The organism is Alloacidobacterium dinghuense (genome assembly GCF_014274465.1).
Classification (GTDB): domain Bacteria; phylum Acidobacteriota; class Terriglobia; order Terriglobales; family Acidobacteriaceae; genus Alloacidobacterium; species Alloacidobacterium dinghuense.
In genome coordinates this window covers 5,710,594-5,733,094 of record NZ_CP060394.1, presented here as the reverse complement: position 1 = coordinate 5,733,094, position 22,501 = coordinate 5,710,594, and the positions used below count along the sequence as shown (strand labels likewise).

Here is a 22,501-nt window from a genome sequence, read left to right as displayed (position 1 = left end):
ACTGTATAGACAACTGTACTGGGTGCGTCCACTAGGAAGTACGCGGTAGCCATTGGGCCGCGGCCCGGATCAGCTTTGCATGCCGGCGATGAATCTTGCGGTGATGGCTTCCGGCTGGGTGATGGCTGCGCCCACGACCACGGCGTAAGCGCCGAGATCGAAACTGCGACGGACTTCATCCGGCTGGCGGACGTGGCCTTCAACGATGACGGGGAGATGCAGAGACTTGACCAGATTCTCTACCAGCGTCCAGTTAATTGATCGCTGCCCTGCGGTTTCCGGCGTGTATCCGAACATGGTTGTGGCGACGGCATCGGCTCCTGCCTGCTCGGCGGCGAGGGCTTCTTCGAGAGTGGCAATATCGGCAAGAACGGGGCGGCGCAGTTCCTGCCGGATGCGGGTGAGCAGTGGACGCCAAGGTTCAGAGGTTGGAAAGCGGCCAGCGCTGCAGTCGAGGCCGACGATATCGGCTCCGGCATCGGAGATGGATTTTGCTGAAGCGAAGTCAGGGGTGATGTCCGGTTTGCCGTCGTCGAAGCGCTTGGAGATGCCGATGATGGGGAGTGTGGTTTCGCGCCGCATGGCTGCGATGGCATCGGCTCCGTTTGCACGTAGACCCCCGGCGCCCCCGCGAAGAACAGAGATCGCCATACGGCGGAGAGTTTCAAGGTGGTCAAGCGGATCGCCGGGAAGCGCCTGGCAGGATACGATCAGCTTGTTTTTAAGAGTGGCCGGGAAATTCTCGGGTGTTGTCATATAGATCTGCCAGGTTTTGGCAGCATGTTAAACCAGAGTGATGTGATCGGTCGAAGACGCATCGGGTAATCGTTATACAGATTCTTAAGCTGTTGTAGGTTTGAGATTGTAGTAGTTGCAAGATCTGAGGAGTGAAGGTGCCTAAGAGCCGCACAACCAACGAGTCCACGTTCCATCCGTTAGACAAGAACGGATTTATTCCCCTTTACTTCCAGATTCAGCGCGCTCTGATGGAGAAGATTCAGTCGGGAGAGCTTTCCGAAGGCGATCCTCTGGCCTCGGAAGAGGAGTTGTCGCGGTACTACCAGGTGAGCCGCATGACGGCGCGGCAGGCGCTTCATGGGTTGAAGACGAGCGGCTATGCTTTCAGCGAAAAAGGGCGCGGCACATTTGTAACTCGTCCAAAACTTGAAAAAAACATCATGCACCTGCAGGGCTTTACCGAGGAGATGCGGCAGCGCGGCATGAAGCCTAGTTCGAAGCTGCTGGAGCAGACAGTGCGGACGCCGGATGAGGACCTGGCGCAGCGGCTGAAACTCGATGCCAGCGATAAGGTTGTGCATCTGCGCCGGCTTCGCCTGGCGGATGGGATTCCGATGGCAATTGAGGATTCGCATATTCCGCTGAAGCAATTTCCCGGGTTGGATCGGATTGATTTTGCCAAGCACTCGCTGTACCAGACTCTGCGCGAGCGCTACGGCGTGCGCGTGGGGTATGCAGACGAAATCATCGAAGCTCTACTAGCGACGAAAGAAGAGTCGGAGTTGTTGACGATTCCGCGGAAGTCGAGTGTGCTCTCAATTATGCGCGTGATCATGACGACGCAGGAAACGCCCGTAGAAGCGGCGTGCTCACGCTACCGGTCGGACCGTTATCGCGCGTCAATTCGCGTTCCGATGACAGCAATCGAATAGACTCAAATTCAGATGAAAGTTTGGGACGCAATCGTAGTTGGCGCCGGGCCGGCGGGTTGTGCGTGTGCCTATGATCTGGCTGCCGCCGGCAAGTCCGTGCTGCTTCTGGATAAGGCCGAATTTCCACGCATGAAGGCGTGCGCGGGCGGCCTGACGATGAAGACGGTGCGCGCGCTGCGCTACTCGGTTGCACCGGTGGTGCGGCAGACGATTGAGCGGATGGTGCTTGAGGAGCGGGATTCGTCACGCATTCCGGTGAGAAAGAAGAAGTCGATCTGCGTGATGACCGAGCGGTCTGAGTTGGACGCCTTTTGCGTGGCGAAGACCATCGAAGCGGGCGCGGTCTCCCAGCGTGTTCGCGGGATTGACAAGATCGATGAAGAAGGCAATGTGGTTGCCGTCACGACGCAGGACGAAGTGATACGGGGGCGGTTTCTGGTGGGCGCGGATGGCGTCAACAGCCAGGTTCGGCGTATGACCAGCGATGCCGGGTGGTTTCGCACTGCATTTGCGATTGAAGCAAATGTAAAGCGAGATAGTCACAAAGAGGATCTCGTCTTCGACTTTGCGCCGGTCCTGGCAGGCTATGGGTGGGTCTTTCCGAAACGCGATCACATCAATGTCGGCCTCTACAGCATGGATAAGGATGAAAAACTCAACCGCAGCCGCTTGTCTGCCTACATTGCGCAGCGTTTTGGAAATGACGCGAAGGCAGAGAACTTCGTGGGGCAACATGCGGGATTCGGGGCGGCGCAGCACCGCGTAGAGAAAAACCGCGTCTTTTTAATCGGCGATGCGGGCGGCTTTGTCGATCTTCTTACCGGCGAGGGAATCTATGGAGCGGTGGTCAGCGGGCAGGCTGCGGCTGCTGCAATTGTTGCCGAGCTTGAAAGAAATGCAGCTGCGAAAGAGACCTTTGTTCAGCTCACGGCAAGTCTGCGAAAGAATCTTCAGATCGCCGAACGGATTGCGGGTTCTTTTTACGCCAATCCCCAGCGCGGATTTCGTGCTATGAAAACTCCGTTGCTGCGGAGCGCCATTCTCAAAGGCTATGCGGACGGGCTTGATCTGTCTCCGCTTGTAGAAACGGCGCGGCGGGTTTTGTCGAGGGCGTAGAAACGATCGAAGATGTTTTTCGACAATACCTCCTTTGAGGGACTGCACTCGCCCGCAACTGCTGCTAACATAGGGACATCAAGTTCCTCTGCTGTTGCAAAACTGCTTGTAGCGGCCCCAGTTTCGTTCAGTTGTACGCATTTGTTTAGTGTTTTGCGTCCTGTGCTAGAATCTCGCTTCTGGTGCATCCGAAAGTTTCAGCTTTGTCATTCGCTGTGTTTGCCTAAATTCCGTCCTGGCGCGGTGAAGGAAGTCTGGATCGATGCTCGAAAAGAGTGTGCAGTACGTTTTGTTCCGTGCAAAGAGCTGGTGGCTGCTATTTGCATTCCTGATTTGTGGAGCAGCCTTTGCAGAAGGCCCACAGGCAACTCCCAGCATTTTCGCGCCCTCTTCCACGCCTGCTGACGAGATCTACCATCTCTCCCTCTTTGTCCTCACCATAACCGGCGCTATTTTTGTCACTGTCGGCGGCCTGCTTGCCTTCGTGGTCTTTCGCTTCCGGCAACGCGGCGAAGATGACACGACCGAGCCGGCGCAGATCTATGGGTCAACGCAGGTGGAGCTGGCATGGACGGTCATTCCTGTGCTGATCGTGGTAGTTCTCTTCCTGACGACGGCGCGCATGATCTTTGCCATTCAGGATGCTCCGAAGCCGAAAGCCGCTCTGGATGTAACGGTGGTGGGTCATCAATTCTGGTGGGAGTTCAATTATCCAAACCTCGGGATTCACGCGGTGAATGAACTGCATGTGCCGCTGAGCAACCAACAATCGCCTACGCCAACGTTTTTGAAGCTTCTCTCCGCAGACGTGATCCACAGTTTCTGGGTGCCACAGCTAGCGGGCAAGACTGATCTGCTTCCGAACAACGTGAACGAATTGTGGGTAGATCCGCTGCATCCCGGTATGTACGTGGGACAGTGCGCGCAGTTCTGTGGCGTGCAGCACGCGAAGATGCTGCTGCGCGTGTATGTCGATACGCCGGATCAGTTCGCCGCCTGGGTGAAGAACCAGCAGCAGCCTGCTGTGGCTGATGACAGCGTGGCAGTGGGACGGCATGTGTTCGAAACGCAGGCCTGCATGAACTGCCACACAATCAAGGGAACTGCGGCGACTGGCCGCTTCGGGCCGGACCTGACGCACCTGATGAGCCGCGACACTCTGGCTTCCGGCGCGATGGCAAATACCAAGGAGAATCTGCGCGAGTGGATCAGACACCCCGACACCTTTAAGGAGGGGGCGCTGATGCCCGCAATGCAGTTAAACGACCAGCAACTCGACCAGATAACGGCGTATTTGGCAACTCTTCGCTGAATTTCGCAGGAGCACAAGGGATTTATGGCAGATTCAACCTATCCGATTCCTGGCGCAGTGGAAGCGCCTTCCCGGCGCTGGTCACAGGCCGCCGTCCTTGAGTGGCTGAATAGCTGGGTGACCACGGTCGATCACAAGAAGCTGGGCATTCTCTACATTGTGTATGCGATCTTCTTTCTGCTCGTGGGCGGGGCAGAGGCGATCGCTATCCGGATTCAGCTCATTCAGCCCAACATGCACTTTCTCTCGCCACAGGTCTTCAACCGCATCTTCACGATGCACGGGACCACGATGGTGTTTCTATTCGGCATGACCTATATCTTCGGTTTCGCGAATTACCTGATTCCTCTGATGATCGGCGCGCGCGATATGGCGTTTCCCCGCCTGAATGCCCTCAGCTTTTGGCTGACATTTTTCGGCGGGATACTGCTTTATTACAGCTTTATCGGTGGAGGTGGACTTTATGGAGCGGGCAATGCTCCAGATGTGATGTGGTGGGCCTATGCGCCTCTCACGGAGCGCGCGTTTTCACCCGGTCACGCCCCTGATTACTGGGCGCTCTCGCTGATCGTCACTGGCTTCGGCACCATCGGCGCTTCCATCAATGTGATTTCTACAGCCTTCTGCATGCGTTGCAAAGGCATGACACTGATGCGGCTGCCGCTCCTTGTCTGGGTGATGACAGTGGCCTCAGGCCTGGCTCTTATAACGATTACGCCGCTGACCGCTGCGCAAGTCATGCTGCTGATCGACCGCTATCTCGGAGGACATTTCTTCGACACGCAGGCGGGAGGATCGGCTATGATCTGGGCGCATTTCTTCTGGATCTTCGGGCACCCGGAAGTCTACGTGCTCGTGCTGCCTGCCTTTGCGATTGCGAATGAAGTGATTCCCGTGTTCTCGCGTAAAGCGATGTTCGGATACCCGGCCGTGGTCGCGTCTTCGGTCGCAATCGCTTTTGTAAGCCTGGGCGTCTGGGCCCACCACATGTTCACCATAGGGATGACCTCGGTGGGCAATGCCTTCTTTGTACTCTCAACCGAATTGGTGGGCATCCCGACAGCGATCAAAATTTTCAACTGGCTGGCAACCATGTGGGGCGGCAAGATCCGCTTTGCCACGCCTATGCTTTTCTGCACGGCTTTCGTTATCCAGTTCCTGCTTGCGGGCCTCACCGGCATCATATTGTCCATAGCGCCTTGGAACTGGCAGCTGCACAACTCCTACTTTGTGATCGCGCATTTTCACTATATTTTGGTGGGTGCTATCGCCTTCTGTATTTTTGGTGGGATCTATTACTGGTATCCCAAGGTCACAGGACGCATGCTCAGCGAGAAGCTGGGCAAGTGGCATTTCTGGCTCTTCGTGATTGGTTTCCATATCACCTTTGATGTCATGCACATTCCTGGAATTCTGGGGATGCCTCGATCGATCTACACGTATGAGGCGGACCGCGGATGGGGAACGCTGAACATGATCGTCTCTATTGGCGGAATCATTCAGGCAATTGCGGTTCTGATCTTCGCGTGGAATCTTATTTCGTCCTATTTCAAGGGCAAGATTGCAGGGAATGATCCGTGGGATGCGTGGACGCTGGAGTGGTCTACGCCATCGCCGCCGCCGGTTTACAACTTTGCGACCGATCCGGTGGTAACAAGCCGCCGTCCATTGTGGGATTTGAAGCATCCGGACGATCCGGATTGGCACTATGAGTGAGGCTTTGACCAGATGAGCACTGTAGCAGTGACACAAGCTGAAATGGAACAGCCGTGGGTGCAGCCTTCCAAAGGGCGCGTCGCGATGTTCTGCCTCATTATTGCCGAGTCGGCCATCTTCACGATTTTCGTGGTGGCCTATGTCTACAACATCGGCAAAAGCCTCTACGGGCCGACGCCGCAGCAAGTGCTGGAGGTTCCAATCTTCAACTCGATCTGCCTGCTCTCAAGCAGCCTGACCATCTGGCTGGCAGAGCGCGCGATCGAGCGAAACCAGGTTAAGAACTTCGGGTTGTGGTGGGCGGTAACGTTTATTCTTGGCGCGATCTTCCTGGTTGGAACGGGCGTGGAATGGCACAAGCTGATTTACGAAGACGGTTTGACGATCAGCACGAATCTCTTCGGCACGACATTCTATTCGCTGGTGGGGTTGCACGCCTCGCACGTGATTATCGGCCTTTGCATGCTGATGGTCGTGCTTTTATTCACGATCACCGGGCATGTGCGCGAAGAGCATGCCGAACGTATTCAGGTTCTGGCTTTGTACTGGCACTTTGTCGACGCCGTCTGGATCGTTGTTTTCACCGTGGTCTACATCCTTGGTCGTTAGAGAGACACACATGGAAACGCACGAGACAAATCATTCAAGCCAACATGGTGGAGCGATCCACCTGCCTGCGCCGACTGCGTGGCCTATTGTGCTCGCCTTTGGCGCTACGCTAATCCTCGCCGGGGTAGTGACAAGCGGCTACGTCAGTATTCTTGGCGCAGTGCTGTTGATTTCCGGCTGCGTCGGCTGGTTCCGGCAGGTGCTGCCGCACGAGGCGCATGAAGATGTTCCGGTTGAAGCGGAGGAGATCACCATTGCTTCAACGCGAACGCACGTTACGCGTATTGAAATCAGCGACGAGCACCGCGCGCACCTTCCGGTCGAGACCTATCCGATTCTGTCCGGGATTAAGGGAGGCATCGCCGGCGGCATTGCCATGATTTTCCCAGCGATGCTTTACGGGCTCGTGACCCAGCACAGCATCTGGTATCCGGTGAACCTGCTTGGCGGCGCGGGCGTGGCGCACTGGACGAATCCCACGACGGCTGAGATCGCGTCATTTCATCTGTCAGCACTGATCATCGCCACCATCATTCATATCCTGGGAAGCGTTCTTGTCGGCCTTCTATATGGAGCCATGTTGCCGATGTTCCCGCGCCATCCCATTGTTCTGGGCGGCATTGTCGCTCCGCTGCTCTGGACCGGCGTTATGCATTCATCGCTGGGTGTGATCAATCCTGCGCTCGACGCGCGTATCAGTTGGCCATGGTTTGTGGTCTCGCAGGTTGCGTTCGGACTGGTTGCCGGACTTGTGGTGGTGCGGCAGGGCAAGATCAAGACCGGTCAATCGATGCCGTTTGTGCTGCGCATGGGAGTCGAAGCATCGGGTATGTATTCGGATAAGGAGGATCGCCACTGATGAACGCACGCAGGTTCTGTGGCAGCATCCTCGTTCTGTGCAGTCTGGTTGCGGTTGGCTGCGATCACACGGGCAAGCCTGTCGAGGGCGCGGAGGCATTGCGTCCCGATAAGGTTACGGACTTCAACAAGCTTTATTCGCAGAACTGCTCTGGCTGCCATGGCGCGGATGGCACGCATGGCGCTGCAATGCCGCTTGGCAATCCGGAATACGAGGCGATTTCCGATGAGGGCGTCATCGCCGATGCCATCGGGAACGGCGTGCAGGGAACATTGATGCCCGCCTTCTCGCAGGGTTCGGGCGGGATGCTCACCGATGACCAGATCAATGCACTGGTTATGGGGATTCGGGAAAAATGGTATAAGCCCGATACGCTGAAGGGCCTGGACGTTCCGCCCTACCAGACCAACAAACAGGGCGATGCTACACACGGCCAGCAAGTGTTTGCGACGCATTGCGCGAGCTGTCATACGACCGGGACACAGCAGAAGGGCGCGAAATTAAGTTCCGTCACAGACGGCTCCTATCTGGCGCTGATCGGCGATCAGTCGCTGCGCGCGATCATCATCGCCGGGCGGCCTGATCTTGGGCATCCGGACTGGCGCGGGCCTTCGGGCAACACTCCCATGAGCGATCAGGATGTCACCGATCTAGTGGCATGGATGGCAAGCCAGCGGCAGAAGACGCCGGGACAGCCGTATCCATCGCAACCGTGAGTCAGCAGACGAGGACGAGAGTATGAGTGAAGAAAAGGGTGTAACACGGCGATCACTGCTGATGGGGATTGGGATTGCGTTCAACGCGATCGTGGGCGTGGCCATCGCTGTGCCGGTCATCGGGTATCTGCTGTCTCCGGTCAAGAAGAAGAGCGCTTACAACCAGTGGATTTCGTTGGGAAAGCTGGATCAGTTTCCTGAAGGGCAGACGCGGCTCGCCGACTTCGTGAATCCATTTAAGCGCGCGCAGGACGGCGAGACGGCGAATACGCCCTGCTGGGTGCGGCGTGTCAGCACGGATCAGTTTCAGGTCTTCGCCATCAACTGCGCGCACCTGGGATGCCCGGTACGCTGGTTTCCGCAATCTGAGCTGTTTATGTGTCCCTGCCATGGCGGCGTCTATTACGCCGATGGCGCGCGGGCTTCGGGGCCGCCGGAGCGCGGATTGTTCACCTATGAGTACAAGGTTGAAAAGGGTGAGCTGCACATCAATGCGGGGCTGATGCCTACGCTCGCGGATCAGTCCAAACTTGTCGTGATCGATGGGAAAGGGAAATCGCCATGTCTCGGATAAAGAAGCTCTACAACTGGTTCGAGATGCGGCTGCAGTTGGAAGGGCCGATCAAGGATGCTGCATTGCATCCGGTTCCAAAGAATACAGCGAGCTGGTTCTATGTCTTCGGCAGCGCTGCTACGACACTGCTGATGCTGCAGGTCGTAACCGGCATTCTCCTGGCCATTGTCTATGTGCCTTCCGGCGCTGAAGCTTGGAACAGTCTGAATGAGTTGAATCAGCACCTTTACCTCGGCTGGTTCCTGCGCGCGATGCACGGCTGGGGATCGAACTTCATGGTCGCTGTCGTGCTGATCCACATGGTGCAGGTGTTTACCTTCGGCGCGTATAAATTTCCTCGCGAGCTGACTTGGATTCTTGGCGTCTTCATGCTGCTGATGACGCTGGGCATGGCTTTTACCGGCCAGGTGCTGCGTTTCGATCAGGACGCCTACTGGGGACTGGGCATCGGCGCATCGATCATGAGCCGCGTACCACTGATCGGCGGCCCGCTGGTGAATCTGCTGCTGGGCGGTCCCATAATTGCGGGCGCTACGCTGTCGCGGTTCTTTGCGCTGCATGTATTTGTCATTCCCGGAATCCTGCTGCTCTTTACCGCAACGCATATCTGGATGGTGATCAAGCTCGGCATCAACGACTGGCCGATGCCGGGGCGGATTGTGCGGCGCAGCACGTATCTGCAGGAGTATCACGAACTCGCCCACAGAGATGGCGTGCCGTTTGTTCCCGATGCCTTGTGGAAGGATCTGTTCTTTTCCGCAGCCGTGCTCGCGGCAGTTGCGGTGTGCGCTTTTGTCCTCGGCCCTTTAGGACCTGGTGGACAGCCTGACCCGACGATCATTCAAACGGTTCCAAAGCCGGACTTCTTCTTCCTCTGGCTTTATGCCGTTCTTGCCTATCTGCCGCCGAGCCTTGAGACACCGTTCATACTGACCGTTCCGGTGCTCGCCATCTGCGCGCTACTTGCGCTGCCGCTGCTAGCGGGAGAAGGTGAGAAGAGCTGGCATCGGCGTCCGGTCGCGATCCTGTTGCTGGTGACAATCGCGGTTTCGTTGGGCATCTTTACGCATCTGGGCACGTTTACGCCATGGAGCCCGATCATGGATGCATGGAGCAGCGATCCAGTACCGCCGAAGATGGTTCATGACGTGACTCCGCTGGAACGGCAGGGCGCGGTCGTCTTTCAGGCCAAGCAGTGCCGCAATTGTCACTCGATCGGCGGTTCGGGCGGGCTGCGCGGTCCAGCGCTCGATGAGGTAGCGGTGCGCCTGACTGAAGACCAGCTCATCCGGCAGGTGCTGCAGGGGGGCGGCAACATGCCTGCTTACGGCAAGAACCTGAGTCCCCCGGAAACCACGGCGCTGGTGCGCTTCCTAGAGACGCTGAAGCCTACGGGTCAACGTCCGGCTGTCGATGCGTCGCAACAGGAGCAGAAAGCGTCGGCACAGCAGCCTTGAGACAGATTGCCCTGGCAACCGAAGCAAGAAACAGATTTTTCACCGCGCTCAGGATGACAGCTCTGAGGTGTATCAATAAAAGGTAGAGATGTCGCCTGAGCTTCAATCCGTTCTGCTCAACTGGGATATTCCTCCGCTGACAACGCTGGCGCTGCTGCTCACAGGGCTCGTGTATTTACGCGGGTGGCTGCTGATCGGCAAAACGCGTCCGGAGCAGTTTCCGGAGTGGCGGTTGGCCTGCTTTCTTGGCGGATTGTTCTCGCTCTTTCTGGCGGTGGCTTCCCCTCTCGATACGCTGGATGATCGAGTGCTGGCGGCACACATGGGCCAGCATTTTATTTTCATGTCGGTTGCGCCGCCGCTTTTATTGCTGGGGGCGCCGCAGGTTCCGCTGCTGCGTGGCTTGCCGCGACCGTTTGTGCGGCACGTGCTGGGACCGCTCTTTCGTATGCACTGGCTGCGGAAGGTGGGACGGTTTCTGACGAGCCTGAGGCCAGCGTGGCTGGCGATGAACCTTGCCTACATCGGCTGGCATATTCCGAAGGCATATGAACTGGCGCTGCGTTCGGAAAACTGGCACAACCTGGAGCATGCCTGCTTTTTCTTCACCAGCGTGCTTTTCTGGTGGCCCATCATGCGACCGTGGCCTACGCGCAGACATGCTTTGCGCTGGATGCTGATTCCCTACATTCTTACATCGGATCTGGTGAACACGGGACTCTCGGCGATTCTCTGCTTTGCCGGGCGGCCGATCTATCCGAGTTATGCTGCGCAGACGAATCCGCTGGGCTGGAACCCGGTGTTCGATCAGGCGGCAGCGGGAGGGTTTATGTGGGTCTTCGGCTCGACCGTCTTCCTCATTCCCGCCTTCTGGATCACGATGCGGCTGATGAGTCCCAACCGCGGACGGCGACGCTTTGCAGTAGCTGTCCCTCCACCCACTAGGGCTGTTAAGTCTTTGAAATAAAAGGCTGCACCCTGATTAAACCGGGCACGATTGAGGTTGCATATCCGGTACAGAACACGGGCGAAACTTACCTCAGGGGTGCCGTGTCTAGGGAAAGGCGACTAGAATAGTAGTGGGATTCTGATATGGCGCGACTGGACGGAAAACCTTCTGTTCAGAGTCAGCGTGTGAGCGCTCAACCCGCATCCAAATACAAACGGAAAACCTTCATTGCCTGTTAAGAAACTTATGTTCAAACCGTCTCGTCTGATTGCTGCTCTCCTGCTGTCGATGACGTTGTCTGCCTTTGCCGATCCAGCCCCTTTTGACCTCGCAGGGCCGAAGGTGGAAGTGCGTGTCTCGCGCAACGGAAAGACTTTGCCGATTGCAAAGGTTCCAAACCTGGTCGCGGGGGACAGGCTCTGGATTCATCCGGTGATGCCGCCGGGGCAGTCGGTCAAATACCTGATGGTGGTGGCGTTTCTGCGCGGCTCGACCAATCCTCCGCCTGAAAACTGGTTTACCAAGGCCGAGACGTGGGACAAGAAGGTTGTGTCTGAGGGCATTTTTGTAACGGTACCCAAAGACACGCAGCAAGCAATTGTGTTTCTCGCGCCGTCAACCGGCGGCGATTTCGGATCGATTCGTGATGCGGTGCATTCGCGGCCGGGCTCGTTTGTGCGCGCTTCGCAGGACCTAAACCAGTTGAGCCTGGACAAGGCGCGCCTCGATGCATATCTCGATGCGGTGCGCGCGATTAACGAGACGAATCCGGACAGGCTGAAAGATGTTTCTCCGCTGTTGGCGCGCAGCTTGAGCATCAAGCTCGATCAGGATTGCCTGCAGAAAGTTGTCGAAGAGCAGGCATCGTGCCTGGTCCAGAAGCAAAATGAGTTGGTGATGGATGATGGGCACACCTTGTCTGTGACCGACGCGCTGACGACGGGCGCGACGAGCGACCTGGCGATGCAGCTGAGCTATACCGCGCGCGCCGGGGCCGGTTACTTCAGCCCGTACGTTGCCTCGGTGATCGACATTGCGCACATTCTGGAGACGGTCCACACGGCTCAGTATCAGTACATTCCGGCTCTGAACACGTTTCATAACGACGAGGTAAACCTGAAGCTGAATACGCCGCCGTCGTTCCGCAATCCGAAATCGGTGATTGTGATGGCGCTACCGGCGATCGACGGCGGGCACCAGCCGCCGTTGCGTCCAGTCGATGAGAAGCAGCAGTTCTGCGTCGCGAAAGACAAGCTTGCGTTGCCAGTCGAGGGCGCGCCGCTGACGTTTGCCACGCAATATGCGCATGACATGGTGCTGCGCGTGAAAGACAAGAATGGCAAGGACCTGGATATTCCGGTGAAGCCCGATCCGACGCAAGGCGGGTTTGTGGTGGATACCAAGGCAACCAACCCAGGAAATTTGAACAGCAGCATGACCGGCACGCTGCATGGCATGTGGGGATTTGAGCCATACACCGGGCCGAGCTTCCATCTGCAGAATGCACAGACTACGAAGTGGGAGCTGGCAGCGACGGACACGCACGCATTGGTGGTAGGCCGCGAAGATACGCTCCACTTCACTTCGGGCAACGCAACCTGCGTTGACTCGATCATGGCGAAGACAGACTCAGGCAAGGAAATCAAGACAGTGTGGAAAGCGGACCAGCCGGATCAGCTGGAAGTGAAGGTTCCACTGAAGGATGAGAGTCCGGGCGCGCTGACACTGCTGATCAATCAGGCGGGCGCGAAAGAGCCAGAGAAGATTGCGCTTCACAGCCTGTCGGAAGCAGGAAAGTATGTGAGCTTCACCATGAACGCGGGCGATGAGCAGGGCGTGCTTGCGGGCAATCGTCTGGACGAAGTGGCAACCCTGGATGTGAAAGGGATTCAATTCCGCTCCGACAAGCTGAGGAACACAGCGAGCGGTGATGCCCTGACGATGATGGCCGTCAAGGGCGAGGCAGCCGCTCAGTTGCATGCCGGAGACAAAGAGACGGCGCATGTGCAGCTGAAGGATGGGCGGACGCTCGATGTCCCGGCAAGCGTGGTGACTGCACGGCCTAAGGTTCAGTTGCTGAGCAAGAGCGTGCAGCCATCGGATCCGACCAAAGACACGCACATCACGCTAAGCGATACGAATGAAGTTCCGCTGAACAGCAAGCTCGTGTTTTCTATCAAGGCAGTTACACCGGAAACTTTTTCTCCTGACCAGAAGATTGAAGTGGCGACCGCGGATGGAGTTTTCCATAACACGTTGAGCCTGGCGGATGGCAGCTTGACGCTGCAGGATTCGAAGACGGCGCTGGCAACCGTCGATCCGGCGAAGAGTTTCGGGCCGTCGGCCTTTGGGCCTCTGCGCTTTCGCCCGGTGGGCCCCAACGACACGCCTGGCGACTGGCAGCCGCTCGCAAACCTGGTGCGTTTGCCGGTGCTCGATGCAGTGCAGTGCGGACATGGCGCGGGACAGCCGTGCACGCTGACGGGCTCGAATCTTTTTCTAATTGATTCGGTGTCAGCGGATCCGTCATTTGCGCAGGGCATGCAGGTTCCGGATGGCTTTGCCGGAAATGCGCTGCAGGTGCCGCATCCGGTGAGTGGATCGCTGTATGTGAAGCTGCGCGATGATCCTTCGGCGATCAATACGGTCGTGGTGCCGCGTAAGCCGCTGCCACAGCAGGCTTCAACGGCAATGCCGTCGGCTCCGGCAACCGCGCCTGCTCCTACTCCAGCTACTGCTCCTGTTGCTGACCCGGCGAAGCAGGACGCGACGCCTGCTTCGCAGACCAATTCCACAACGGCCCCGCAACCGAATACGACAACGGCGCCTGCGCAGACGGATCAGCCTCACTAAGTTCTGAGCGCGAGAGCTAAGGCACTTGTCTGCGCTCACAGTCTATCGCCACGCTGTGATGAGCCGCGCTACGTTTCCCTGGAGCTTGAGGCTGTCGCGGCGGTCTCTGAAGTAGCGCTCGTTGATTTCGTCAGAAGTGAGTTCTTCGATGCGGGTGAAGCCGGCGCTGCTGAGTTCCTGTTGCATCGCATCTGGCGAGAAGAAGAGCTGGAAGGGCTCGCCTGCTTTAGCTACGCGCTCGGCGATCACATCGAAGGCCATCTTTTCTCGGAAGCTCAGAAGTGAACGTTCCACTGTGTATTCGAAGGTGACACCGCTGCCTTGCGGCATCGCCGCGATGGCATGGATCGTAGCGCGGAAGGCTTCGAGCGTGAGGTAGGGCGTAACGCCAAGCCATGAGAAGAAAGCTGGCTTGGCAAAGTCGAATCTGGCTTGTGCAAGGCCGTCGGTCAGGGTGTGCTTTTCGAAGTCGACGGGGACGAAAGTCAGCGACGGCGGAACTTCAATGACGGCCTGAGCGAGCAGATAGCGCTTCCACTCCTGCGTTGCGGGGTGATCCACCTCAAAGACTTTCAACTCGTGATTTAAATTGCGATACGCGAAGGTATCGAGTCCTGCGCCGAGAATCACATACTGCCGTACGCCTGTTGTGATGGCGGTTCGAAGTTGATCCTCCGCGTAACGGCTGCGCGCGACCATGAACGCTCGCATGGCAAGCGAAAACGGATGGTTGTGCTTCTCCGCTTCCGCACGAATGCTGGCCGCGGTCTGCGGTCCGAGGATGGGGACAGCGATAGGATCGGTCAACACCAAGGGTTGCTGATCGAGGATTTGATGGGCGGCGCGGCGGCGGGCGACGCCAAACGCAGTTTTGCTCGGATTGCCTTCCTGCATAGCAAAATGAGTGTATCGAACAATCCACTTCTTGCAAGGGATTCTTGGCCGCCTTTTCCTAGTCAGCGGAAACTTGCCACGAGTCCTGCGTTTGCACCAACGTTCCCGTTGCCGACTTCGGTGTGGAGAGATCGGCCTGCACGTTGGGGAAGGCTGTTTGCGTCTCCTGCGACTTGGCCCAGTCGGGCACGCCGGTCAGATCGTAGTGGTAGGTGACGGTGGCGGTGTTGGCTCCATTCTGATTCGTGCTCATGGCGACGTTGTCGATGGATGTTACGTCGCGATGGCCGTAGCAGAAGTTACCGTAGCCGGGCTGGGACTGGTCGGAGGTCCACTGCGTGCGTCCTTTGTCGGAGACGTCATAGTCATTGACTTGCTTCGAGCCGATGAGGAAGCGCTTCTTCTCCTGTGGGGTGCGGGTCAGCAGGCCGGCGTCGGTGAGCGCGTCGAAGCCTTTCGTTTGCGTGTCATTGTCCGCGTCGGCCTGTGCGGGGAATTTCACCGGGCTTTGCCAGACGCAGCTTGGATGCGCGGAATAGTAGTTGTTTATGGCGGTCTTGAAGTTGGTGGTATCCGGCCTGGTTTTATTGCAGCCGGTGGCGAGTGTGATGAGGCCGCACAGGGTTAGTGATAAACGCATCCTCGGATGAAGCATTGCAAATCCTCCCGCGAACTTGGATGCAAGGCTTCCCCGAGATGCGTTTTGTTGAGTCTTTGTTGCCTACTTCCCGTTTTCTACTTGTTGTTGAGCGGCTTGCGCGCGAAGTAGTACAGCGAGAAGGCAAGCGCGGCGAAGGCGATGATCGAAATCGATTGGTGCTGGAGCAGGTTGTAGATGGCGCTGCCTGCCGGGAACCAGAGACGGAGTTCGTTGCCGGTGGCGGTTTCGTAGAGCTTGAGCGCGACGCCAGCGAGGCCCATGACGCCTCCGGCGGCGATGAGTCCGCTGGCGTAGAGCGAGCCGGGAGAGATTTCGCTGCTCGTGTCTTCGCCGCCTCCGGCTTTGGCGACGGCGCGATCGACCATCCAGCGCATGATCCCTCCGCAGAACATGGCTAAGGTCGTTCCAATAGACAGGTAAGCTCCGACGGCAAATGACAAAGAGCGCACGCCGAGGACTTCAACGGCGAGGACGAGGAAGACGCCGAGGAAGACCAGTCCCCAGGGAAGCTTGCGCGAGAGGATGCCGTTGATGACTGTGGCCATGAGGCGGCCTTGCGGTGCGGCCGCTTTTTCGCTTCCGATGCCCTGCATCCACTGGACTTCAATCATGCCGGTTTGCGGGTTGTAGAGATATTTGCCGTCGGGCAGCGTGGTGGAGCCGAGCGCGTTGAGGAGCATGTACTGGCCGCCTTCCACGAACTGCGTCGACTTGTCGGGTTTGGTAAGCAGGAAGCGTTGCCGTGAGAAATGCTGCTGCTGGATTTGTACGCCGTTGATGGGTGCATTCACGTTGAAGGGAATGGGTTGCTGCATCGGCGTGAATGTTTCGAGGCCCTTGTTCATTGCGTTGAGTGTAATGCCGATGGAGAAGACCGACACGATGACCCCGACCATGACGGCGACCTGCTGCTTCCACGGCGTTGCGCCGATGAGGAAACCGGTCTTCAAGTCCTGCGAGGTGTCACCTGCGTTTGAGGACGCGATGCAGACGATGCCTCCAATGCTGATGGCGAGTGCGCCGAAGGCGGGCGCGGTCCAGCCGCTTACAAGAAAGATGGCGGCGACGGCCATGAGCGTAGCGATGGTCATGCCGCTGACGGGGTTGGCGGAGCTGCCGATGAGTCCGCAAATACGACTGCTGACGGTTACAAATAGAAAGCCGAAGATCATCACGAGCAAAGCGGCGGCGAGGTTGGCGAGCCATCCGGTTTGTGCGCCGGGGATGGGCTTGAAGGTGAGGAAGAGGAAGATCATCAGGACGAGCAGACCGCTGCCGAGAAGAACGATGTTCATCGGGATGTCACGTTCGGTGCGCGAATTTTCGCCGCTCGAGACATTTTTGCCGATGGTCTTCATGCCGGCGCGCAGTGCGCTGAAGATGGTGGGCATGGTGCGCAGCAGCGTGATGAGGCCGGATGCGGCGACGCCGCCCGCTCCCATGGGGCGGATATAGGTGCGCCAGAGGTCGCTGGGGGACATCTGCGAGATGGGCACGGTGCCGGGATAGATCGCTCCGGGATAGTGCGCGCCGAAGAAGTGGATCGCGGGCATGATGACGAGCCAGCTGATGATGCCTCCGGCGAAGAGCGTTCCCGCGATGCGCGGGCCGATGATGTAACCAACGCCTAGATACTCTGGTGTTGCGTCGGCGCGAACGGCGGCTCCGGGGAGCCATTTTGGCTCGTAGTTCGGCGTGCCGGGCCATGCGCCTAAAAGGTTTTCATTCTGAAAGAGCGTATAGAGCGCGCCGAATCCGAGGCCGTAGAAGACTCTGCTGGCGAACGAACCACCGCGCTCTCCGGCGATGAGTACGTCGGCGCAGGCTGTGCCTTCAGGGTAGGTGAGGTTGCCGTGCTCTTCGACGATGAGTTGGCGGCGCAGCGGGATCATGAAGAGCACGCCGAGCCAGCCTCCGAGCAGGGCGAGCATGAAGATGCGGATGTATTCGAGGTCGAAGCCGAGGAAGATGAGCGCGGGAAGGGTGAAGATGACACCGGCGGCGATCGACTGGCCGGCGTTGCCTGTCGTCTGGACGATGTTGTTTTCGAGGATGGAGGCTTTGCCCAGGGCGCGCAGCACGCTGATCGAGAGGACCGAGATCGGGATCGAGGCGGCGACGGTGAGTCCGGCGCGCAGGCCGACGTAGACGGTGACGGCTCCGAAGAGAACGGCGAAGACGCAGCCGAGCAAAACGGCACGGATGGAGAACTCGCGGCGCGATTCCTTGGCAGATACAAAGGGTTCAAAACCCTGTGTTGTGGTTGACACTTCGACTTCCTCCAGGAAGCGACGAGTGTATCAGGATTGGGGGGGATTCTGTAGTGCTGCGCCAATACAAGCGTTGGCCTATTCAAGCAATCCTTAATCGAAATGACTCAGTGAGAGAAATGGTCTACTTTTGACTCAGAGATGGAACCCAAGTTAAATGAAAGTCCGTTTGGAACTCTTCGGGACGAAGATCGTTTCTGTTGGAGGTGATATTGAAGACATTCGATCCCGTATCTATGCCCAAAATGCTGCCGTCAGTGAAGTGAATCAACAAAACATCGCTGCCGTGAAGCCCTGCAATCTCCTCTCGTATACCGGATTCGACCTTCTGAACGGTTTTTCCCGCCATCTGCGATGCTTCAAGGATCGAAGCGAAGTGGTGCACTTGCTTATCTATTCGCGGTAATCTGGCCTTTGCTTCATTACGATTCCGTGCGAGGATCCCGTTCACTCGTAATAGAGACTCGAGTGCTCCCAGTAGTTCCTTCAGCGCATCGACGCACAGAGCTAAATCTTCCGTGAAGGCGGAGAACGCGGGAAACCTTTCCGCCTTCGGTCGAACGGCGTGAGCCGCGATTCGGCGTTGCGTGCTAACGAGAGATGTCGCTTTGATGAATTTCGATGGCTTTCCTAGTTGTGGTAGTAGTTTTGTGACGGCTGTAATTGTTTTGTCACTGGCGAGGTTAATCGGCGTTCCCGCATAAGCGCCAAGTCTCGCTAGACAATCCTTATCAATTCCATCTATCAAGTAGCCATAGAGCGTCCTGTGAGCATCTTGATAGCGATGCGTGTTCTCCGCGATGGGAAAACCTAAAGATTCGTCGATGACGTGCTTATAAAGCGGTATTCCAACCATCTCATTTGTGAGTCCGTTGATCGTCTTCAGTGTCTCTGAAAGATGATGCCTTGGGCCATTGTCTATATCCCACGAACCTTCCAAGTACCGCATCACCCATTTGAGAAATCTCTCGTCGGATTCCAGCGTCCAGATTGGAGCCTGAAGATGGAATCCAAGCCAGCGCTGTTGATGTTTGGTGGCCTTCCGAAGGTCAGGAAGCCACAGAACAACTGCTAGCTCTCCGCTGGCAAGAGCGCGATACCCAAAGCGAAGATCCAACCATTCGTCGGTTCGATCAGCCTCTTCAAGCTCTTTATAGTAAGAGCTTGTGACGGTTAATCTTCCCTCGAACGCATCCGTCTCAATTAAATACTTCTCGGGTTCATTGTGATACGGAGCGAGAGCTTGCTGGTCAAAGTAACCCAGCAGATGTTTCGCAGGGGCAATGCGCTTTTCGAGTTCTGCTAAAGTCATCCGTTTTGCTGTAACTCTGAGCAAATGCCATTTTAATTGCGGTGCAGGCTAGGCTTCATTGTGTTCACTCTGATGTATACATCACTTTTGGGGCGATGCGCGTGCCGTCGGGGATTGCTCTGGAATCGACAAGACTCGATGTGCGATCCAGGATTGATGCGCTATTTAGCTGCTGGGTAACTATGCAGTTGTGGGCCTACGGTATTTGAGTAGTTGTAGTTGTGGCGGCGATCGTCGTCAATTGTCCAGAACATGGCCCCGATCATGGCGGGGTAGCCGGAGGGCTGAAGTAGCTTGTATTTTGTTCCGGCCGGGGCTTTGCCCGCGATGATGTAGTCCATGGACTTGCTGACGATGGCGGGGGTGGTGTCCGGCGTGAGGAAGCCTACGGCGACCTTCTCTGCGGGTAGGGGATCAAAGTGGTATTGTGGGTCGCCTCCTACGTCGAAGCCGTGGAGCAGGAGTTCAGTCATGGCGGCATGGTAATCGACGGATCCGGGCTGATAGATTTCGCCGTCGAGCCCCTCGAGCGGCGGCGTGTTGTAGTCCTGCACATCGACAAAAGACAGGATGTCACGGATGGCGTATACGATGGGCAGATACGATCCGAACTGTCCGCCGTAGCTTGGGTAGCCCGAGGGAATCTGCGTGCCCTCTGGCACAAGGCTGATCATGAACTTCGAGCCAAAGTGATCGTGAAGCTGGCGCAGTGCCGAGATGAGGTTGACGATCGACGGCGTAGTTGGGTGACGGTAGTCGGCGTCGCCGGCGTCGATGGAGAGCGAGGGGCTCTCAAAGTCGATATCGATGCCGTCGAAGCCGTATTCGCTGACGATATTCGTCACCGTGGAGACAAAGGCTGACGCGCTCTGAGGGGCGACCAGCGTGAAGTGCTCGCCGCCGCCGCCGAGCGAGATCACCACTTTGTGGCCGTGGTTTTTCAGCCATGCGATGTCGGCTTTGAACTGATCGGGAGTGAGTCCCGCAGGCGTGTGAAACTGCATAGTGCCCTCGGGCGCGCTGTGATCCGGCGTTGCGAAGGCGACGATGACGACGTCCCATTGCGGCGAGATTTCGCGGGCCGGAAAGATGGAACCCGGTCCGCCGTAGCCCTCCCAATAACCGATGAGCTGGTGGCCGTTCGGCTGCCCGGTTTGAGGAAAAGCTGCAACTGTAGGCATGGGCGGCGCAGTACGTCTACCGCGCGCTGGACAGGGCATCGCTGCGGTGGGAAGCGCCTGCGCGTCAGGAAAACTGTACTTTGTGCCGAGATTTTCTGTTGCTCCCAAATACCAGGAGAGTGTGGCTGCGTTCTGCAAGTGGTACGTTGCGCTGCCTGTGCGCGCGGCGAAGGGCTTCGACGACGGGATATTGTTTTTCTCGTTGTTGTTGGTCGGTTCGAGCAGGAAGTACGCAGTCGCGGCGGTAATGCCGCCACAGCGGCCCTGATCTCCGGCAGGCACAGATGGCAGGCGCAGCCACGCGGGAAAGGCATTGCCGGGATAGGGCCTGGTATCAAAGTGTACCAGCGGATTGTGCAGCGGATCTTTGATGAATTCGGCTAGCTGCTGCGTGAGCGGCTGCACATCCGTGTCTTCGACGACTGCCGGCGCGTCGTGCAGATAGGAACCGAGCACGAAGGAATTGCCGGTGGCTGTGTCAACGCCGTGCGTTCCCCAGGAGCAGCACTCTGTTGCGTCCCCTTCAACGTAATACGTTGTGTTGCGGGTGACGGCGATGACGAGTTTGCCGTCCTGCTTCGGAATTTGCTTGAAGAGCTCGCGCTGCACAAATTCAACGTCGGCAACGGCGAAGAACTGGCCAGTCTTCTTCGACGTGAGAACGTAGCTATAGCCTGCAGGGACGGTGATGGTGACTGGTTTTACTTCGGGCTTGCCGAGCAGCGTGTGCCACTCGTTTGCGTTGGGGAAAGTCGTGCGCTGCATGGCGTCAGCGTACTGCGTCGTTCCGCCGGATGCGAAGGCAAAGTTGGTAAAGACAGGCGAGGCGAGGACGGCTGCGACCTCGCCTGACGCGTCCATGACTAAAGGCTTGCCGTCCACTTTCTTCGATTCAAACGAGAGTGCGATCGGAACGAGGACGGTGGGAACAGTCGTGGTTGTTCCCTGCGCAGGGTCGCTTCCGAAGATGGTGTAGGAAGTCTGCTTGACGGTCAACTTGAATGTGGGCACGGTACCCTGAGCGATCGCTGTCTGCAGCGGCAGGATAAAAGAAAGAAGAGCAAAGATCGGGCGCATGAGCTTCGTGGGCATATCCGGATTAGCGAACCTCTGGCTGGGATGAAAGATGCGTGTAGCCAGCTTCTTCTATCCAAGGATGAAATAGCAACTGGCACGTATCGAAGCCGGAAACTGGGGTTATACCGATCGGAGCGCCCCACGAATGGACCCGTGAAGGATTGCACAGAACACTAGCGTGACGAAATGCGCTGCTTCAGCAGGCTCGTAAGATACTGAACTTGCTCCTGCGTGAGGCGTACCTGGCCATCGTGCACGATCAGGAGAATTCCGGGTGGCTGAAAGATAGGTAACAGGTTGCCTGACCCAAACGAGAGGTCCGGATGATGGCTGCCGGGGCGCTATCCTAAACCATGTCCATTCGCAGGCTGCTGGCTTATGGAGCGATCTACTTTCTATGGGGCGGCTCGTTTCTCGGGATTCGCGAGCTTGTCGCTGTAGTCCCGCCGTTCTTCGCTGCCGGGTTTCGCTTTACGCTGGCCGGATTGCTGCTGGTGGGCTACAGCCACCTGCGCGGGAGGGCCGAAATGCCGCGTGGATCGCTGGTTGGCGCCAGCACGCTCGGATTCATCATGTTTACCCTGATGTATGCGGCGCTCTTCTGGGGAGAGATTCTCGTGCCGTCAGGCATTGCCGCCGTGATCTCGGCAATGATTCCGGTATGGATCTTTATAGGCGAGCTGGCAATTCTGCGCACGCAGCGGGCGACGCTGCTGTCAGTGGCGGGCATCGTCTTGGGTTTTGCCGGAGTCGTCGTGCTTGCGTGGCAAGCTCCTGTTTCTGGCATACGCACGTCGACGCTTGCGGTACTGGTGTTGATAGGGGGCACTCTTTGCTGGTCGGGCGGGACGCTGTTGTCGCGCAGGTTGACTCTGCCCAGGCCACAGACGCTGAATGCGGGCTGGCAGATGGCGATTGGCGGTGCGCTGCTGCTTCTGCTATCGGCTGCAGCTGGAGAGATGCGCCGCCTGCCTCCACTTTCTGTCCTGCTGCGGCCGACGCTGGTTTTCAGCATGGCCTATCTCATTTTTGCGGCTTCGATTGTGTCTTTCACCTGTTATGTCTGGCTGATTGCGCATGAACCAGTGACGCGGGTGTCGAGTTACGCGTATGTGAATCCGGTGATTGCGCTGCTTGCCGGGGCGGTGCTGGCAGGGGAGCGGCTCTCAGCGTTTCAGCTGATCGGTGTGTTGCTGGTGCTGGCCGGGGTTTTCGCGACGCTGACGGGAAAACAGGTTGCTCCTGTAAAGAAGAGTGTGACGGTCTAAAGATCGT

Annotated in this window: 18 protein-coding genes; 12 read left to right on the top strand and 6 right to left on the bottom strand. The window is 57.5% G+C overall.

What is annotated here, in order from left to right:
* Positions 1 to 69: 69 nt before the first annotated feature.
* Positions 70 to 756, bottom strand: coding sequence for an N-acetylmannosamine-6-phosphate 2-epimerase (locus H7849_RS24090; RefSeq protein ID WP_186743008.1), 687 nt, complete (start codon positions 754 to 756; stop codon positions 70 to 72).
* 137 nt (positions 757 to 893) lie between these two features.
* On the opposite strand from H7849_RS24090, the gene H7849_RS24085 reads away from it, so the two are divergent.
* The 11 genes from H7849_RS24085 (at position 894) to H7849_RS24035 (ending at position 13,831) form a co-directional block, all read left to right on the top strand.
* Complete coding sequence (locus H7849_RS24085) at positions 894 to 1,670, top strand: GntR family transcriptional regulator (protein ID WP_251106450.1); 777 nt, start codon at positions 894 to 896, stop codon at positions 1,668 to 1,670.
* Positions 1,671 to 1,682: 12 nt separating this feature from the next.
* On the top strand, positions 1,683 to 2,786 hold the full coding sequence (locus H7849_RS24080) for an NAD(P)/FAD-dependent oxidoreductase (RefSeq protein WP_186743007.1): 1,104 nt from the start codon (positions 1,683 to 1,685) through the stop codon (positions 2,784 to 2,786).
* 262 nt (positions 2,787 to 3,048) lie between these two features.
* Positions 3,049 to 4,098 carry a cytochrome c oxidase subunit II gene (coxB, locus tag H7849_RS24075; RefSeq protein WP_186743006.1) on the top strand — a complete coding sequence of 350 codons (1,050 nt, stop codon included), beginning with the start codon at positions 3,049 to 3,051 and terminating at the stop codon, positions 4,096 to 4,098.
* A gap of 24 nt (positions 4,099 to 4,122) precedes the next feature.
* Positions 4,123 to 5,814, top strand: a complete 1,692-nt coding sequence (gene ctaD / locus H7849_RS24070) for a cytochrome c oxidase subunit I (protein WP_186743005.1) — start codon at positions 4,123 to 4,125, stop codon at positions 5,812 to 5,814.
* A gap of 12 nt (positions 5,815 to 5,826) precedes the next feature.
* Complete coding sequence (locus tag H7849_RS24065; protein ID WP_186743004.1) at positions 5,827 to 6,423, top strand: cytochrome c oxidase subunit 3; 597 nt, start codon at positions 5,827 to 5,829, stop codon at positions 6,421 to 6,423.
* A gap of 10 nt (positions 6,424 to 6,433) precedes the next feature.
* Positions 6,434 to 7,282, top strand: a complete 849-nt coding sequence (locus tag H7849_RS24060; protein ID WP_186743003.1) for a hypothetical protein — start codon at positions 6,434 to 6,436, stop codon at positions 7,280 to 7,282.
* Positions 7,282 to 7,998 carry a c-type cytochrome gene (locus H7849_RS24055; protein WP_186743002.1) on the top strand — a complete coding sequence of 239 codons (717 nt, stop codon included), beginning with the start codon at positions 7,282 to 7,284 and terminating at the stop codon, positions 7,996 to 7,998. The genes H7849_RS24060 and H7849_RS24055 overlap by 1 nt, the downstream gene beginning before the upstream one ends.
* Positions 7,999 to 8,020: 22 nt before the next feature.
* Positions 8,021 to 8,572, top strand: a complete 552-nt coding sequence (locus H7849_RS24050; protein WP_186743001.1) for a QcrA and Rieske domain-containing protein — start codon at positions 8,021 to 8,023, stop codon at positions 8,570 to 8,572.
* Positions 8,560 to 10,029 (top strand): cytochrome b N-terminal domain-containing protein, encoded by a 1,470-nt coding sequence (locus H7849_RS24045; protein ID WP_186743000.1) that lies wholly within the window; start codon positions 8,560 to 8,562, stop codon positions 10,027 to 10,029. The genes H7849_RS24050 and H7849_RS24045 overlap by 13 nt, the downstream gene beginning before the upstream one ends.
* An 88-nt stretch (positions 10,030 to 10,117) precedes the next feature.
* Positions 10,118 to 10,996, top strand: coding sequence for a cytochrome c oxidase assembly protein (locus H7849_RS24040; protein WP_186742999.1), 879 nt, complete (start codon positions 10,118 to 10,120; stop codon positions 10,994 to 10,996).
* 228 nt (positions 10,997 to 11,224) lie between these two features.
* Positions 11,225 to 13,831, top strand: coding sequence for a hypothetical protein (locus H7849_RS24035; RefSeq protein ID WP_186742998.1), 2,607 nt, complete (start codon positions 11,225 to 11,227; stop codon positions 13,829 to 13,831).
* A 42-nt stretch (positions 13,832 to 13,873) separates the two neighbouring features.
* Here H7849_RS24035 and H7849_RS24030 read toward each other — a convergent pair whose 3' ends face one another.
* The 5 genes from H7849_RS24030 to H7849_RS24010 form a co-directional block, all read right to left on the bottom strand.
* A complete protein-coding gene (locus H7849_RS24030; RefSeq protein ID WP_186742997.1) occupies positions 13,874 to 14,725 on the bottom strand; it encodes a class I SAM-dependent methyltransferase in 852 nt (283 codons plus the stop codon).
* Positions 14,726 to 14,783: 58 nt separating this feature from the next.
* The gene (locus H7849_RS24025) at positions 14,784 to 15,380 is read right to left on the bottom strand and encodes a hypothetical protein (protein ID WP_251106449.1); all 597 of its coding nucleotides are present in this window, start codon (positions 15,378 to 15,380) and stop codon (positions 14,784 to 14,786) included.
* An 80-nt stretch (positions 15,381 to 15,460) separates the two neighbouring features.
* Positions 15,461 to 17,656 (bottom strand): OPT family oligopeptide transporter, encoded by a 2,196-nt coding sequence (locus tag H7849_RS24020; RefSeq protein ID WP_186742996.1) that lies wholly within the window; start codon positions 17,654 to 17,656, stop codon positions 15,461 to 15,463.
* 124 nt (positions 17,657 to 17,780) lie between these two features.
* Positions 17,781 to 18,968: a hypothetical protein gene (locus tag H7849_RS24015; protein ID WP_186742995.1), complete on the bottom strand. Its 1,188-nt coding sequence runs from the start codon at positions 18,966 to 18,968 to the stop codon at positions 17,781 to 17,783.
* Between the two features lie 161 nt (positions 18,969 to 19,129).
* Positions 19,130 to 21,241 (bottom strand): glycosyl hydrolase family 18 protein, encoded by a 2,112-nt coding sequence (locus H7849_RS24010; RefSeq protein WP_186742994.1) that lies wholly within the window; start codon positions 21,239 to 21,241, stop codon positions 19,130 to 19,132.
* A gap of 338 nt (positions 21,242 to 21,579) precedes the next feature.
* On the opposite strand from H7849_RS24010, the gene H7849_RS24005 reads away from it, so the two are divergent.
* A complete protein-coding gene (locus H7849_RS24005) occupies positions 21,580 to 22,494 on the top strand; it encodes an EamA family transporter (RefSeq protein WP_186742993.1) in 915 nt (304 codons plus the stop codon).
* The last annotated feature ends 7 nt before the right edge of the window (positions 22,495 to 22,501 follow it).